Source organism: Rhizobium sp. Rhizsp42, assembly GCF_047304155.1.
In the GTDB taxonomy this organism is placed as follows: Bacteria; Pseudomonadota; Alphaproteobacteria; order Rhizobiales; family Rhizobiaceae; genus Rhizobium.
The window spans coordinates 13,010-28,970 of sequence record NZ_JBGLYS010000015.1 but is presented as its reverse complement, the minus strand read 5'-3'; the positions used below and the strand labels follow the sequence as shown (position 1 = coordinate 28,970).

Sequence of the window (15,961 nt, the reverse complement as noted above, 5' to 3'; positions counted from 1 at the left end):
CTCGAACATCGCGCGTCAAACACTACCTAGCGCTCGATTTATCCTTCCGCGTCTCGCGTTCCCAAGAAGCTTTTCGCTGCATACGCATTGCCAAATTAAAGCCGCTCTATTGCGACTTCGATCGCGGAAATAATGGGTTAGTCGCAGAGCTTCCGAAAATTTTTGCTCACCGCCTCAAATGACCGCCAGTAAGTAAAGCAACGCGTAAATTGCGATACCCACTGCTAAAAGGAGTTTGGGTCTGAGCATTCAGCGGACCCGCCACATAATGGTTTCCGCATCATTGTTCGATGTCATGGCTTGGTATTTGTTGTCGAGGTTAAGCACGAACTGTTGTCCTCTGCTCGTCGCTGACAGGCTGGTTCCCTTGGATGGGGGCCTCTGTTTTAGACATGCTCGCCGCGCCGGAAAGATTTCCCTCGTCAATGAGGCTCGAAAGCTTTGCCACGGCCTGTCCTCCCTTACCCATGAGATCTCGTCTGTTGGAAAGAGCCTCTCTTGCATCATATTCCGGCAAATTTCAATCTGCGGCAAGTCTCTGATCTGTCTCGGCAGGAAACATTTCGAACGTTTCGCATAGTCAGCCATCGAGGTAGGGGCTGGCCATCGAAAAGGCTCTCGCCTTACCCACAGGTTGCGGGGACCGGTCGATCGGCCGAGCTCCCGACATCCCACTTGCGGTGGAGTAGCCGAAGAGGAGAACGCGCTCGCAGCGGGGCCGGAGTCGGACCGCCTATTGTCATTTCCAAGGCGACGGAGTTTGCGGCGAATTGGCATCGCCCCTCTGATGGCTCTCATCGTCACATCGCTTCAATATCTCTCAGAGCAGCGACGATCGAATAAACATCATCTTGATAAAGGCGTTCACTTTCAGGACTTGCGTGAGCAAGGCCGCGGGCATGAACGATATCGTCGGCGGTAAAGTCATCGGTGGCCGGGCATTCCCTGTGGTGCTTCTGCATCACCACCTTCGCCATCCGTAGCAAGCGGTTCCGTGTGGCGATGGCGCGGGCTGGGTAGACTTTCATAGGACAAACTCCTCAGGGTATGGAAACTGGCTGCGGGGGCCGAGGGCCTTCCAAGTGCATAGAATGCGAGGGGTGCATTCCAACGAGTCGACGCGTTCGCGGCGTAGTTGCACCCGTCACGATTGGTGGCAACGAGTGTATGGGGGCGTGATTATCGTCGGATGAGGTCAGCCGTATCAACACCCAGCGCTATCGCGAGCCGTTCAACGACCTCGATTGTTGGACTGTATATCCCGCGCTCAAGTGAGCTGACATAGGTCCGATCGATCTCAGCTTTATGCGCAAGATCCTCCTGTGACAGGCCTTGAGCCTGACGTGCCCGCCTCAAATTGCGCGCGAATATCTCCCGGATTTCCATTCTAACAGGAAAATTCTTGTGGAGTATTTCTCCACGGAGTATACTCTACAAACGCTCTTTCAATTTGTTTCTTTTGGGGGTAGAGGTGGAGCTACGCCAACTTTCGCTTTTCCGAGCCGTCGCCGAGGAGCTTCATTTCGGTCGGGCTGCGATCAAGATGAATATCGCCCAGCCAGCGCTCAGCAATCATGTCATGGCGCTGGAGAGGGAGCTTGGCTGTCCGTTGTTCATTCGCTCCACACGGCGGGTCGAGCTGACGAGGGCAGGGGAGACCTTCTACGATCGTGCCGTTCGCATCCTCAGCGAGATGGAACTGACCACCGAGCTGACACGGGCTGCCGGCGGCAGTCGCATTCGCCAGATCAAGATAGGCACCGTCTATCCAGCCACCATGGGCATGCTACCCCTCTTCCTCGGCAAGATCGCCCGCAAGTTTCCCGACGTCCGCATTCACATTGCTTCAGGCAACACAGGGGACATTATACGCGGACTGGAGACCGGACAATTGAACCTCGGCTTTATCAGGCCGGTCGAGAACATCGGATCGCTGCGCTTCTTCTCGGTTGCCCATGAACGCTATCTGCTGGCTGTTGCCGAGACCAATCCTCTGGCTACGCTCAATGAGATCTCCATCGAAGACCTACGCGATCAGAAAATCATTGCCTTCAACCGGCAGAACCTCTCCTACACCGAACGGTATTTCAATGAGAAGTTCGAGGAGTATGATCTGACCAAGAACGTCGCCTATAGCTGTGACGACACCTATTCGCTGGTCTCTCTCGTCTCCTCCGGTCTTGGCATCGGCTTCGCACCAGAATGGACAGCCGATATCCCGAACCGCAGTTTCGTGCTCAAGAAGGTGAGGGGAATCGACTTTAAGATCGGGCTTGGCATTGCCTGGTCGAAAGAGGATCCGACGGCGTCGCGAGACGATATTGTCGAGATCGCCAAGTCGATGGTGCGCCGAGGATAATCAGTCGCGGCGGGCGTTGCTCCCGCCTGTCACCGCCATTTCGAGGCCAGCATCACCACGTCCTGCCCCGGCTTTTGTCCTGCCAGGCTCGCGCCGGCCGCAACGGCCTTGCCGTCCATTCGCTTTATTTGCGTTCTGGTGAACACATCCCGCTACGACCCAGAAATGGAACTCAGTGTGGACAGGGATACATGAACCACCACCCGGCGGACGGCACACGAAAGTCGACGGACGTGCCTTCCGCTTCTAGTGTCGGACAGGCACCCTGGCTATCTCGGCCCTGTCGAACGTCGACGCTCATATCGAACGAGGCGATCAGTAAAGGCGTCGGTGGGCGAGTCACTAAGGCCGCTCCGGCACCCAGTCGTATGGATTGGCCTTGAATACGTCCGGCTGCACCACAGGGAAGAGGTGATTGGACCTGATCGCCATGGGGACGCAAACGCACAAGACTGTGAACATGAGCAGTCTAGCTCTAGCCCGCAATGGAAGCGCCGCGAACGTCGCGAGCCCAAGGGGAAGCAAGACCATTTGATATCGCGGCTGAACGTACAAGGAAACAGAAAGCATCAGCCATGCGCTGAGCCACAACATCGCCATTATCTGCGGCCCTCGATCAGGGAATGAACGCCTTGCGAGGGCTGTAACGGCACAAGCGCCGAAGGCCAGAATATTCAGGATCCCGAACACCCAATACCCGACACCGACCCAGTAGGGAGCGCCGGTCGACTGCCAGACGACGGGATACACCGCGAGGCTGGCAACGTTTAAGACGCACCGTTTTAACCACGCGAGCAAGGCTTGACTGATACTCAGAACCGACAAGTCAGGTGCTGCGAACACCTGGCCACCGATCCTTTGCGCGGTCTCGATGTTGACGTGGAAAAGTGGAAGCCACTCGGCCCCAAGCCAGATGAGCGGAACGACTACAGCGCACGCGCCGCCAAGTACGGCAACGACTTCCGCCTCGGATCGCTTCAAGGTTTCAGCTAGGGCGGCGGTCACGACGATCGCTGCGAGGATCGCGCCATACCCGAGCCGGAAAGCAGCAGCGGCGGCGGCGATGGCGATACCCATAACCATCCAGTGTCGCGGGCGAGTGACCAAGGTCCAACAGATTGCAAGTGACAGCACCAGCAGCGGAAGCTCCTTGTTGGGCCCGGGCATCAACAGCAGCAAGAAAACATTGGCGCAGATGCCGACAAGTGCAAAGCCGTTTGATTTCGCGGCGCTGCTGCCCTTCAGCACTAAATGCTCGTATAGCCAGGCAGCGATCAATAACAGCGCGAGATTGACCACAGCGAACATCCACGAGCCGACCAGGTAGCCCGGGGCATACAGGACAAATAGGCCGAGTAGGTCGACCCGATCGTCGTAAAACAGTATCTTGAACGTCCCGATCTCGTGCAGCGAGTGAGCAAGCGCAGCGACGTCAGTCACCGACAAACCTGCCGCCAATGCAGGCCAGAAGTTGGCCTGTATCAATAGCGCACCGATGAAGCCAGCTGCGGCAAAGCAAAACGTGATCCGCCAATAAACTGCGCGGACGGAAGCCCTGCCTGGGTTCCCCTCTGCCGTTACCCGCGATTTTGCGGCCCAGAGAATGCCGCCCGCCAACTGCAATGTCGCGCAAAGCAACCACACCCATCCTCCAGCCTCCACACCAATGCGGGGCGCGAAGTACAGCATGAAGGCCGATCCAACGATGAGGTTTACTACGTTGATCGTCCCGATCACTTTAGCCGAGCCGAACACCACCATCTGTTGATAGAAGATCTGGTACAACGAGTTGACGCCAACGGCCAAGAATATCAGCTGCAGGGGGAACGCGCCAACGGATTGCAGTTGGGCGTCACGGATCCACCAACGAAGAATGGTTGGCGCCAGCGCCGCCATCAAAAGGCTCGGCAGCACGTTTAAAACGACGACTGCCAGAGAAAGTTGCCGGAGCGAGCGACGTTCGCCGCGCGGAAGCTCTGTTGACAGGCGCGGAAGAAATGCATTGAGCACAGGGCCCTGAACCTGGAAGAAGGCGAGGCCAAGACTGGCGACCGCGATATAACGACCGTAGTCCGCGAGGGGCACAAGACTCGAGAGCGTGAATCTGTCAATCTGCGAAACGGCCATGCCAGCGAAGATTGCGACCGAAAAACCCGCGGTTTCTTTCAAAAGTGCGAGCAAGTCTGTGAGCCGCACCAATGCGCTCTCGTTAGCCAGTTCCTTTCGAATTGACCACCGGTTGACGGACCACTCCACAACGGTCAACGTGGTAAAGCCAATAAGGTAGGCCACCGCTGTCGGCGACCACAACAGCACCAAGAATGCTGCCGCTCCATGCTTTGCGGTTGCAAACAGGGTCTGCCGGACGTTCACCGTCTTTTGTTCTTGGGTGCCGTTCCAAAAGCCTAAATGAACGGCATTCCAGAATTGGAAGAAGAACATGACGAATGCTAGCCGCACCTCGATGTGACCAGACGACGCTGCGGCTGTGCCTTGGAGCCAATGGGTTTGTATCCATCCTGCGAACAGGAAGCCCGGGGCCGCCACCAGCGCGCCCACCCCCATATATGCGGCAGAGAAGTTCCCGAACGTCCGAGGTAGGTTCGATCCTCCCGAGGCTTTAGCGCGCGAAATCTCGCGTGGGATAAGTTGACCTAAGCCAACTTCGCACAGCGCAAGAATTCCCTGTAGCGCTATGCAAAAGGCTACAAGGCCCCACTCTTGCGGCGAAAGCCTGTGCACGTAAAACGGGATTAGAAGGATGCTCAAACCGGCACGCCAAATCACGCCGGCGAAGTTGAAAGCAGTATTCCTGAGAGCTTGCGACTGGCGGAGCGCGATGACGGGCTCGACTATTCTTTTTAGCTGGCTCAACCGACTGGCCCTCCAATCGGGGCGGATGAGGTTGAAAGACAGTTCTCAGCCTCATCTGCGACTCGATAGAATGGCGTAGCAACGACAAGCGCACAAAGGGCGGAGCGGTGTAGAGGAGATTTCAAATATCTTTCCCTTGATCAGCGGGGGTAACGCGAGGATCGCGGAGCATTGCCTGCAGCTAGCGTCCGACCATTGAAGTTGGGTGTGGTTGTAAGCAATTTGATAGGGCTGCGCAAATAGCTGCTGTTCTCTGCCCGCGCGGTAGAGTTGAATCGTACGCGAGTGCCGCCGTCCTTCGCTCTTTGGTCTCGACCCCAAGACGGCATCCAGCTTCTCCGCCTCAGGACGCACAACTAGCGCAACCACTTGGCGAGCCTGTTCGTTGCTAAAGTGTTGAATCTTCACGGAACTTGCTAAAAACATAGGGCGGGGCAAGCTTGACGGGTATCGTGTAGATCAGCGTACCTCTAGACTAATACGGTCGTGCGGTGCATGGGAAGCTAGCGCACGTCCACACTTGAGGTGCGTTGGGCATAGCAAGCGTTATCTTGATACAAAATATCCCCAAGTGCTCTCCGCGTCATCACGGGACACGTTCGTCAAAGAGGACCTGTCGCTAGCTGGCGTGGCAAGCGATCGGTGATGGCGCGTGGGCAGAGCATGTTCTCGCGCTAGTGCGCCAAAACACCGTCAACCTTCAGCTCTAGGATACCAGGCTTTTGATCGAAGCGGTCGTGAGGACGCCGGATCATCGGGTTGCGCCGGACATGGCGTGGACGTTTCAGGCGATGGATTTCTGGAAGCTGAGTTTTCGGATTGAATGTCCGGCGAGGTTGGCTAAGGTCGAGTTTGCCTCAGATGCGTTCTGCTGGCTCGCATGCGGCGCATGAGCTTAGGGGGTAGCAATGATCGAGGGGCGGTGCCGCAAGATTGCGACGAACGGGTCTCAAATCGCGTAATTGGGGGCAAGCAGTCGATGCTCCAGGACATGTGAGGGTGCGATTTCGAGATAGGCAGTTGGCTCAATACGGTGCGATCGAATGTCGATCCGATGATGGTTGAGGTCATGCGTATCCTCAATCATTCTGGACCAAAGATCCAAGTTGGCCTAGTGTGACCGCAAGGAAGCACTGCTGAGGCCGAACCCGACTATCGCAGCTCTAACGCAGAGGTCCGATCGAAATTGTGCGCCATTGCGGGATGCCTCATGCGCAGAGGTCGTATGTTTCCTATGGCGCGCTATTCTTCACTTATGTATATGCGGGGTAGCATCGCCCACGTTAGGGGCACCACTCGCACCTTAATGGACCCTCGATGAACATACTTTTAACAGGTGGAACAGGTTACATCGGCAGCCATGTAGCCGTCGTCTTATCCGAAATGAGCCATCGCGTTGTCTTATATGACAATTTGTCCAACAGCGTGCGGACTGTGGCAGACCGTATTGGTGAGATCGTCGGGAAGTCGTGCGAGTTTGTGCGTGGAGACATCAGAGACACGGATTTCTTGCAAAAGGCGCTTCGGGAATATGAGATCGATGCTGTTGTTCACCTCGCGGGCTTGAAGGCGGTCGGAGAATCCGTCGATAAGCCTATTGAGTATTACTCTAATAATGTGCAGGGCACGATAAGCCTACTAGAGGCAATGAAAGCCGAAGATGTTAAGAGGCTGGTATTCAGCAGCAGCGCCACGGTATACGGCCAGCCGCAATATCTGCCGATCGACGAGAGCCACCCAACTAGCGCCACCAATCCCTATGGTCGCAGCAAGCTTCACATCGAGGAGATGCTCGGCGACCTCGCAATCTCCGATCCCGATTGGCATGTTGCGTGCCTGCGGTACTTCAATCCGGTCGGCGCCCATGAGACCGCGCTACTTGGGGAGAACCCCTCCGGAAAGCCCAACAACCTCGTTCCGTTCATCGCGCAAGTTGCATCCGGGACAAGGGCTGTTCTCAGTGTTTTTGGGGATGACTATGACACGTCAGATGGCACCGGACTACGGGACTACATTCATGTGATGGACCTCGCGGAAGGTCATGCGTTGGCGCTGCAATTCCTGGTTGATAACGCCGGTTGGCATGCAATCAATTTGGGTACTGGCCAAGCGTACAGCGTACTGGAAATGATCAAATCCTTCGAACATGTTAGTGGTCGAAAAATAGCGTTTGAAGTGATGCCGCGCCGCTCCGGAGACGTTGCGGCGTGTTACGCCGATGCAGAAAAGGCCCGCAACCTGCTTGGTTGGACAGCGACCAGGACGTTGGAAAACATGTGTTCGAGCACGTGGCACTTTCAGCAAACCGTTGATAAATACACCGCCCAGTGTCCTAAGCAACCAGAATGCGATAAAGCGCGTCGCTGATGCATCATGACGCCCAAGCGGCGGTGAGGTGCGGTCGATTGACGATAGCAACTTAAACTTGTCCGTAGCCGGAGTAAGCAATGACTGAAGCGCCCAAGATTTACGTCGCCGGCCACCGTGGTATGGTGGGGTCGGCGATCGTGCGCGTACTGCAACGGATGGGGCAGGCAAACATCGTTACGCGAACCCACCATGACCTCGATCTTACGATACAAGCCGATGTGCGGCGTTTTTTCGATACGGAGAAGCCCGATCAGGTTTATCTCGCTGCGGCAAAGGTGGGCGGTATTTACGCAAACAACACCTATCCTGCGGAGTTCATTTACGAAAACCTTATGATGGAGGCCAACGTGATTGATGCGGCTTTCCGGTCAGGGGTGAAGCGACTTCTGTTTCTAGGGTCGAGCTGCATTTATCCGAAGCTCGCTCCGCAGCCAATGAGCGAGAGTGCGCTTCTGACGGGTGAACTGGAGTCCACAAACGAGCCTTACGCGATTGCGAAGATTGCAGGGATCAAACTTTGTGAGAGCTATAATCGTCAGTATGAAACCGAGTATGGCGTTGACTTCCGCAGCGTCATGCCCACGAACCTCTACGGGCCTGGTGACAATTATCATCCAGAGAATTCGCACGTCATTCCCGCACTGATACGTCGTTTCCATGAAGCCAAGATAAACCGAACGCCGTCAGTTCTCATTTGGGGTACTGGCACGCCGCGCCGGGAGTTTCTTTACGTCGATGACATGGCAGAGGCGAGCGTTCACGTCATGAATCTGGATAAGAAAACCTATTCGCAGAACACCCAGCCTATGCTCAGCCACATTAATGTCGGATATGGACAAGATCTAACCATCCGGGAATTGGCTGAAGCGATAGCCAAGGTAACTGAATACAACGGCGAGATCGCGTTCGACACTTCCAAGCTAGATGGAACTCCCCGCAAATTGATGGACAGCGGACGGCTAAACAACATGGGCTGGGAAGCCAAGGTGTCTTTGCTGGAGGGATTGGCGATAGCCTACAATGATTTTTTGGATCGGAGCGCAAGCGATGAAAAATAAAGTAGCGCTCATTACGGGCATCACGGGACAGGATGGGTCATACCTCGCAGAATTCCTTTTGGAAAAAGGGTATGAGGTGCATGGTATCAAGCGACGTTCGAGCACCTTTAACACCGATCGAGTGGATCATATCTACCAGGACCCCCACACCGACAATCAAAGGTTCACGCTTCACTACGGCGATCTTTCGGACACCAGCAACTTGGTCCGCATCGTTCAGCAGGTCCAGCCTGATGAGATCTATAATTTGGGCGCGCAAAGCCATGTCGCGGTAAGCTTCGAGACGCCGGAATACACCGCTGACATCGATGCGCTCGGTACTTTGCGCCTCCTCGAGGCGATCAGGATCCTAGGTCTCGACAAGAAAACTCGTTTCTATCAGGCAAGCACAAGCGAGCTCTATGGACTAGTTCAGGAGACACCGCAGAAGGAAACGACACCGTTCTATCCACGGTCGCCTTATGCAGTCGCCAAGCTGTATGCCTACTGGATTGTCGTGAATTATCGCGAAGCGTACGGGATTTACGCCTGCAATGGCATCCTATTCAATCACGAAAGCCCTAGAAGAGGTGAGACTTTTGTAACCCGCAAGATTACCCGCGGTATTGCTAATATCGCGCTGGGCTTGGACCGCTGTCTGTACATGGGCAACATGGATGCGTTGCGCGATTGGGGCCACGCGCGTGACTATGTGCGCATGCAGTGGATGATGTTACAGCAGGAACAGCCGGATGACTTTGTTATCGGTACCGGTGTGCAGTACAGCGTGAGGCAGTTCATTGAATGGTCGGCCGCTGAACTCGGTATTAGACTTGCGTTCAAGGGCAAGGGTGTAGATGAGCATGCGGTTGTCGAGCATATCGACGGTGACAAGGCTCCCGCGTTGAAGGTCGGTGATGTTGTGGTCCGAGTTGACCCCCGCTACTTCCGCCCAACCGAAGTCGAGACGTTGCTCGGAGATCCAACGAAGGCGCGCGAGAAACTTGGCTGGGTTCCAGAGATTACAGTTCAGGAGATGTGCCGAGAAATGGTCGCTCATGACCTAGAGCAGGCCCGGCAAGGAGCGCTGCTTAGGAGCCACGGATATGCCTTCACCGTCAATCGCGAGTAGATATTGATTACTATGAGAGAAACCGTTCTGTCGGCAAACTCCAACGGTGCTAAAGCCCTTTGGCAGAGTATTTGGAAGGCAAGAGAGCTGCTTTTCTTTCTCGCTTGGCGCGATATCGTCGTCAAGTACAAGCAGGCCGTGCTGGGGATCACGTGGGCGATTCTGCGTCCCATTCTGACAACGATGGTCTTTACGCTTGTATTTGGGAAGATCGCACGCCTGCCCTCTGGGGAGATCCCGTACCCACTGCTCGTATTGTCTGGCATAACGCCTTGGCTATATTTCGCCAACACAGTCAATGATTGTGGGAACAGCCTTGTTGCCAACTCGACGCTGATCAGCAAGGTTTACTTTCCTCGCCTAGTCGTGCCGGCTAGCTGCGTTATCGCCAACTTGGTCGATTTGACGATTACTGTGCTGCTTTTGTGTGGCATGCTTGTCTGGTTTGGGATCGGCATCAGGTCGACAATCGTGCTTGTCCCATTAGTGGTCGTGGCCTTGGCACTGCTGACTGTGGGGCTTGGAATTTGGGCGGCCGCATTGAACGCAAAATATCGAGACGTGTCGTTCATCATGCCGTTTCTGGTCACTTTCGGGCTGTACCTTTCGCCGATTGGGTTCTCCTCGGGAGCAATACCGGAAAGGTGGCGAATACTTTATGGTTTGAATCCGGTGGTCGGACTTGTCGATGGTTTCCGCTTTGCTCTTTTTGGCGATCAGTATCCGTTCCAGATGTGGACGCTGGGATACTCTTCTGTGCTCGCGCTCCTGCTTATTGTGACCGGCGTAATGTATTTCCGTCACGTCGAGCGTGACATCGTTGACATAATCTGAGGTCGAACATGAGTTATTCGGTACGTGTTGAAGGCCTCGGCAAGCGCTACATGATCAAAGGCAATCGTAGACATCGACTTCTGCGGGATGAAATCATGAGCTTTGTGAAGGAATTTCCTCGAAAGGCTGAAACTCGGCAAGAGTTCTGGGCGCTACGCGATCTTGGATTTGAGATCGCTGAAGGTGATAAAGTCGGTATCATCGGGAAAAACGGAGCGGGAAAATCCACGCTGCTTAAGTTGTTGAGCCGTGTAGCTGAGCCGACCACGGGCGAAATACGCTTGCGCGGACGGGTATCCAGCCTCCTTGAGGTGGGAACGGGTTTTCATCCCGAACTCACTGGACGCGAGAATATTTTCCTCAACGGCGTCATCCTTGGTATGAGCCGTATCGAGGTTCGACGGAAATTTGACGAGATCGTCAGTTTTGCAGGTGTGGAGCGCTTTCTCGAGACGCAAGTCAAACACTACTCTTCTGGAATGTATATGCGGTTGGCTTTTTCGGTCGCGGCGCATCTTGATCCAGAAATTCTGATCGTCGACGAGGTGCTGGCGGTAGGCGATGCGGAATTCCAAAAGAAATGCCTCGGAAAGATGCAGGACATCAGCACAGGTGGGCGTACTGTCATCTTTGTAAGCCACAGCATGCAAACGGTGACCTCCCTTTGCAATCAATGCATCTTGCTGGATTCTGGACAAATTCGCAAGCAGGGCAGACCATCGGAAGTTATCATCGAGTACCTGGGAGGCGATTCCGAGTCTGTCGGTAGGGTCGACTTTGAAAGGCAAGGGAGGACTGTCGCCGACGAGCATGTTCAGCTTTTATATGGCGAGGTGCTTGATGAAGATGATCAGCCTATTTTGGAAGCCGATATACGCAAGCCCATACGGGTTAAGATGGGCTTCCGAGTGAAGAGCAGATCAGGCATTCGTTTCATGCCTAATTTCCATTTCGTCGTGCCGGGCGGAACATATGCCTTTGTGAGTACGCCTGATGTTTTGACTGAACTCACGCCTGGTGACTACGAGGCTAGCTGCTACATCCCGGGTGATTTCCTTAATGAGGGCAGCTATTTTGTCGGATTGGCCGTTAGCTCCTACGCGCCGGGCCTCACAATCCACTTCTTCGAGCCGAGTGCAATGACCTTTAACGTACGTGACTCGATGGACGGCAGCGTCGGTCGCCATGGGTATGCAAATGTAATGCCTGGCGTCGTGCGACCACGACTGCAATGGAAGGTCGAGGAGGCATCGAATTGAAAGCAGTGATCTTAGCGGGTGGGTTCGGAACAAGACTTTCCGAAGAGACGCACCTGAAACCGAAGCCGATGGTCGAAATTGGCGGTCGGCCCATCCTTTGGCACATCCTTAAAATTTACGCTGCTCATGGTGTGAACGATTTCGTGATATGCTGCGGCTATAAAGGCTATGTTATCAAGGAATACTTCGCGAACTACTTCTTGCATATGTCGGACGTAACGTTTGATATGGCTGATAACCGGATGATTGTTCACCAGCAAAAGGCGGAGCCTTGGCGAGTGACCTTAGTCGACACGGGCGAGGATACGCTGACCGGTGGGCGTATGAAGCGCGTTAGCGACTATGTAAAAGACGAAGAGGCTTTTTGCTTTACCTACGGCGACGGCGTTTCCGACATCGACATCACAGCCGCAATTGCGTTTCATCGCGCGCACGGAAAGCTCGCGACCGTCACTGCCGTCTCTCCACCTGGGCGTTATGGGGCGCTCAAGCGCGAGGGCGACGAAGTCAGAGGCTTTGTTGAAAAGCCTCGCGGCGATGGTGGCATGATCAATGGCGGCTATTTCATCCTGTCGCCTAAGGTGCTCGACTACATTGAGGGTGATCGCACAAGCTGGGAGCTTGGTCCTCTTACGCAGATTGCAGCAGAAGGTCAGCTGATGGCATATGATCACACCGGCTTCTGGGCGGCAATGGACACTCTGCGCGACAAAAACGCCTTGGAGGAGCTTTGGGCCGGTGGATCCGCACCATGGAAGGTGTGGAAATGAGTGCCGCGCCGTCGCCCGAGTTCTGGGTCGGCAAACGTGTTCTGATCACCGGCCATACGGGCTTCAAGGGCAGCTGGCTGGCACTGATGCTGCACCGGCTGGGTGCCGACATCACAGGTATCAGTCTAGAGCCGGAGACGTTGCCAAGCCTGCATCGATTGGATGACGTCGGCTCCTGCTGCACGACGCACATTTGTGATATCCGAGATCGGCCTCGTTTTGAGCGCTTGGTGCAAGAAGCCCAGCCAGAAATCGTCCTGCATCTCGCAGCCCAACCTTTGGTGCGGGCAAGCTATCAGCGCCCAGTCGATACGTTTGCCACTAATGTAATGGGCACGGCGCATTTGCTGGACGCCTTGCGGTCAACGTCCGATTGTCGGGTGGCGGTGATGGTAACTACAGACAAGGTCTACGAGAATCGTGAATGGAACTGGCCCTATCGTGAGACGGACGCCCTTGGCGGACATGATCCGTATAGTGCGAGCAAAGCGGCCAGCGAGACTGTCATTGCCAGCTATCGCAGGTCCTTTTTGCAGCAGAATGGCGTGGCAATCGCCACAGCGCGCGCCGGCAACGTAATCGGTGGTGGGGACTGGTCGCAAGATAGATTGATTCCGGACGCAATCCGCGCTTGGCAAAATGGCGCTTCGTTGTCCATCCGCAATCCATCCGCTATCCGACCTTGGCAACATGTTTTAGAGCCTCTGACAGGGTATCTGGTTCTCGCCGAAGCCCTGTGGTCGAAAATAGAGTTCGCGGATGCATGGAACTTTGGACCGGATCCCGCAGAGGCGGCTAGCGTGCGCACGGTCATAGATATTGCGCGAACGGCATGGCCTGGCGCCGAAGTTAAGTACGGTGATCTCAGCGGGCCACATGAAGCTGGGCGATTATCGCTGGAGACAGCGAAGGCGCGGGAACTGCTCAAAGTGCGCCCGCGCTGGAATCTTAATCAGGCGGTCACGCGCACCGTTGACTGGTATCGCCGCCAGGCCGCCGGCGAATCGGCGCGCGAACTCTGCAAGTTGGACATGGATGCCTGGGAGGGAAGCCAGTGACCCGCTTTTCGCTGACCAATAGCCCAATCGAGTGCTTGGTGCTGATCGAGCGCACTCGGATTGGCGATAGCCGGGGCTTTTTGAGCCGTGTGTTTTGCAGCGATGAATTGCGTGCCGCAGGCTGGGACAAGCCTGTCGCGCAGATCAACCATACACGCACTGAACGTCGCGGAACCGTGCGGGGCATGCATTTCCAGACCGTGCCGCATGCGGAGATGAAGCTGGTTAGTTGCATTCACGGCGAAGTCTGGGACGTTGCAGTCGACCTGAGGACCGGTTCATCCACCTTTTTACAGTGGCACGCAGAGCATCTCTCTGCCGAGAACTGCAGGGCTCTGCTCATACCAGAAGGATTTGCACACGGCTTCCAGGTGTTGTCGGACAGCGCGGAACTTCTATACTGTCATTCTGAGCCTTACACGCCGCACGCAGAGGCGGGCGTGCACCCACAAGATCCAAAACTGGGAATTTCCTGGCCGCTGCCCATTGCCGAAATCTCCGAGCGTGATAACCAGCGTCCTGCACTTACGCCATCGTTTACAGGTGTCAGCCTATGAAATGCCGTCATTGCTCGACACCGCTCGAGCACAGTTTTGTTGACCTCGGCCATGCGCCTCCCTCGAACAGCTATCTCACGCTTGAGGGGTTGAGCAGGCCTGAGAAGACATATCCGCTCAAGGTGATGGTGTGCAGCGAGTGCTGGCTCGTGCAAACATTGGACTACACGGATGCCGGCGAACTGTTTGATGCTGATTATGCGTATTTCTCCAGCACTTCCAGCGGATGGCTAGCCCACGCGCGGCGTTATTGCGAGGAAATGCGTTCGAGGTTGAAACTCGATGAACGTAGCCTGGTAATCGAAGTTGCGTCCAATGACGGCTATCTCCTCAAGAATTTCCTTGAATGGAACATTCCATGCCTGGGAGTCGAGCCGACGGCCAGCACTGCGGCTGCCGCCGAGGCGTTAGGTGTTCCGGTTATACGCGAGTTCTTCGGCGATGCGCTTGCTGGCAGGCTGCGCGCGGAAGGCAAGCAGGCGGATCTTATTGCGGGGAACAATGTTTATGCGCACGTTCCCGATATCAATGATTTTACGCGCGGCTTGAAAACCGCGTTAAAAGCCGGTGGAACCATCACGCTTGAGTTCCCGCATCTGCTGCGCCTTATTCAACAGGTTCAGTTCGACACGATTTATCACGAGCACTTCTCCTATCTGTCGTTGAACGCCGTGAATCGCATTTTCAAGACCGCCGGTTTGAAGGTGTGGGATGTGGAGCAGTTGCAGACGCATGGGGGGAGCCTGCGGGTTTTCGGTTGTCATGCGGAAGACAGTCGCCCAGTGACGCCGGCTGTTTCCGACCTTCTTGAAACGGAAATCGAGGCCGGCCTTCTGTCATTGAAAGTGTATGAGGATTTTCAAGGTAAGGCCGAACAGGTGAAACTCGGCTTTCTGGACTTTCTTATCGAACAGAAGAAGGCCGGCAAGCGGGTGGGTGCTTACGGCGCTGCGGCCAAAGGTAACACGCTGATGAATTTCGCAGGGGTCAAGCCTGACCTGCTACCGTTCGTCGCCGATGCCGCGCCATCCAAGCAAGGTAAGTACATGCCCGGTAGCCATTTGCCTATTGTTACGCCTGATGTACTGCGCGAACAGAAATTGGATTATGTTGTAATCTTGCCGTGGAATATCGCAAAAGAAGTCCGTGAGAACCTAAGCTATCTTGCGGAAAGCAACACTCGGTTCGTTTGGGCCGTTCCTGAGCTCACAATATCATGAGCATCGAAATCCATCCGCTCGCCCGCGTAAGCAGCCTTGCCGATATAGAAGATTCGACAAGGGGGACCCGCATTGTGATAGCCGAGCGGAGTGTGATTGACAGCTTCGTAAAAATTAAACCTGCTGGAGGTCTAGGCGACCTTTTCGTCGGCGCGGGAAGCTATATTAACAGCGGATGCGTATTGTATACGGGGAATGGCATTACCATTGGGGAAGGTGTTCTAGTTGCTGCCAACTGCACGTTTTGCCCTACCAACCACGAGTTTGGATCGGTAGATGTTCCAATTCGCAATCAAGGCTTTCAACCGTCGCGCGGTGGGATTGTGATCGAGGATGATGTGTGGATTGGTGCCAATTGCGTTATTCTTGATGGTGCACATGTGGGCAAGGGCGCGGTCATCGCGGCCGGTTCCGTGATCCGAGGCAAGGTGGCTGGAATGGCAGTCTACGGAGGTCAGCCACTCAGACTTCTCAAGATGCGAGTCTAGCCA

The 15,961-nt window shown here is 55.1% G+C and carries 14 protein-coding genes; 11 read left to right on the top strand and 3 right to left on the bottom strand.

The features are described from left to right. Positions 1-800 precede the first annotated feature (800 nt). Together ACCD05_RS15850 and ACCD05_RS15845 are read right to left on the bottom strand one after the other, a co-directional pair. On the bottom strand, positions 801-1,028 hold the full coding sequence (locus ACCD05_RS15850; RefSeq protein WP_413393846.1) for a hypothetical protein: 228 nt from the start codon (positions 1,026-1,028) through the stop codon (positions 801-803). Positions 1,029-1,179: 151 nt separating this feature from the next. Continuing rightward, positions 1,180-1,386: a helix-turn-helix domain-containing protein gene (locus tag ACCD05_RS15845; RefSeq protein ID WP_112950650.1), complete on the bottom strand. Its 207-nt coding sequence runs from the start codon at positions 1,384-1,386 to the stop codon at positions 1,180-1,182. 85 nt (positions 1,387-1,471) lie between these two features. Here ACCD05_RS15845 and ACCD05_RS15840 point away from each other — a divergent pair, with 85 nt between their 5' ends. Then, positions 1,472-2,359, top strand: coding sequence for a LysR family transcriptional regulator (locus ACCD05_RS15840; RefSeq protein ID WP_413393845.1), 888 nt, complete (start codon positions 1,472-1,474; stop codon positions 2,357-2,359). 342 nt (positions 2,360-2,701) lie between these two features. Here ACCD05_RS15840 and ACCD05_RS15835 read toward each other — a convergent pair whose 3' ends face one another. After that, on the bottom strand, positions 2,702-5,233 hold the full coding sequence (locus ACCD05_RS15835; protein ID WP_413393843.1) for a lipopolysaccharide biosynthesis protein: 2,532 nt from the start codon (positions 5,231-5,233) through the stop codon (positions 2,702-2,704). A gap of 1,317 nt (positions 5,234-6,550) precedes the next feature. On the opposite strand from ACCD05_RS15835, the gene galE reads away from it, so the two are divergent. The 10 genes from galE (at position 6,551) to ACCD05_RS15785 (ending at position 15,958) form a co-directional block, all read left to right on the top strand. Then, complete coding sequence (galE, locus tag ACCD05_RS15830; protein WP_413393840.1) at positions 6,551-7,600, top strand: UDP-glucose 4-epimerase GalE; 1,050 nt, start codon at positions 6,551-6,553, stop codon at positions 7,598-7,600. Positions 7,601-7,680: 80 nt separating this feature from the next. Continuing rightward, complete coding sequence (gene fcl / locus ACCD05_RS15825; RefSeq protein ID WP_413393838.1) at positions 7,681-8,661, top strand: GDP-L-fucose synthase; 981 nt, start codon at positions 7,681-7,683, stop codon at positions 8,659-8,661. Continuing rightward, complete coding sequence (gene gmd, locus ACCD05_RS15820) at positions 8,651-9,772, top strand: GDP-mannose 4,6-dehydratase (RefSeq protein WP_413393836.1); 1,122 nt, start codon at positions 8,651-8,653, stop codon at positions 9,770-9,772. The genes fcl and gmd overlap by 11 nt, the downstream gene beginning before the upstream one ends. A gap of 12 nt (positions 9,773-9,784) precedes the next feature. Next, on the top strand, positions 9,785-10,606 hold the full coding sequence (locus ACCD05_RS15815) for an ABC transporter permease (RefSeq protein WP_413393834.1): 822 nt from the start codon (positions 9,785-9,787) through the stop codon (positions 10,604-10,606). 8 nt (positions 10,607-10,614) lie between these two features. Further along, positions 10,615-11,865, top strand: a complete 1,251-nt coding sequence (locus ACCD05_RS15810; RefSeq protein WP_413393832.1) for an ABC transporter ATP-binding protein — start codon at positions 10,615-10,617, stop codon at positions 11,863-11,865. Continuing rightward, the gene (gene rfbF / locus ACCD05_RS15805; RefSeq protein ID WP_413393830.1) at positions 11,862-12,635 is read left to right on the top strand and encodes a glucose-1-phosphate cytidylyltransferase; all 774 of its coding nucleotides are present in this window, start codon (positions 11,862-11,864) and stop codon (positions 12,633-12,635) included. The genes ACCD05_RS15810 and rfbF overlap by 4 nt, the downstream gene beginning before the upstream one ends. Continuing rightward, on the top strand, positions 12,617-13,693 hold the full coding sequence (gene rfbG / locus ACCD05_RS15800; protein ID WP_413393828.1) for a CDP-glucose 4,6-dehydratase: 1,077 nt from the start codon (positions 12,617-12,619) through the stop codon (positions 13,691-13,693). The genes rfbF and rfbG overlap by 19 nt, the downstream gene beginning before the upstream one ends. Beyond that, positions 13,690-14,250 carry a dTDP-4-dehydrorhamnose 3,5-epimerase gene (rfbC, locus tag ACCD05_RS15795; protein WP_413393826.1) on the top strand — a complete coding sequence of 187 codons (561 nt, stop codon included), beginning with the start codon at positions 13,690-13,692 and terminating at the stop codon, positions 14,248-14,250. The genes rfbG and rfbC overlap by 4 nt, the downstream gene beginning before the upstream one ends. Next, entirely contained in the window at positions 14,247-15,470 is a 1,224-nt protein-coding gene (locus ACCD05_RS15790; RefSeq protein ID WP_413393824.1) for a class I SAM-dependent methyltransferase, read from the top strand. The genes rfbC and ACCD05_RS15790 overlap by 4 nt, the downstream gene beginning before the upstream one ends. Beyond that, a complete protein-coding gene (locus ACCD05_RS15785) occupies positions 15,467-15,958 on the top strand; it encodes an acyltransferase (protein ID WP_413393823.1) in 492 nt (163 codons plus the stop codon). The genes ACCD05_RS15790 and ACCD05_RS15785 overlap by 4 nt, the downstream gene beginning before the upstream one ends. The last annotated feature ends 3 nt before the right edge of the window (positions 15,959-15,961 follow it).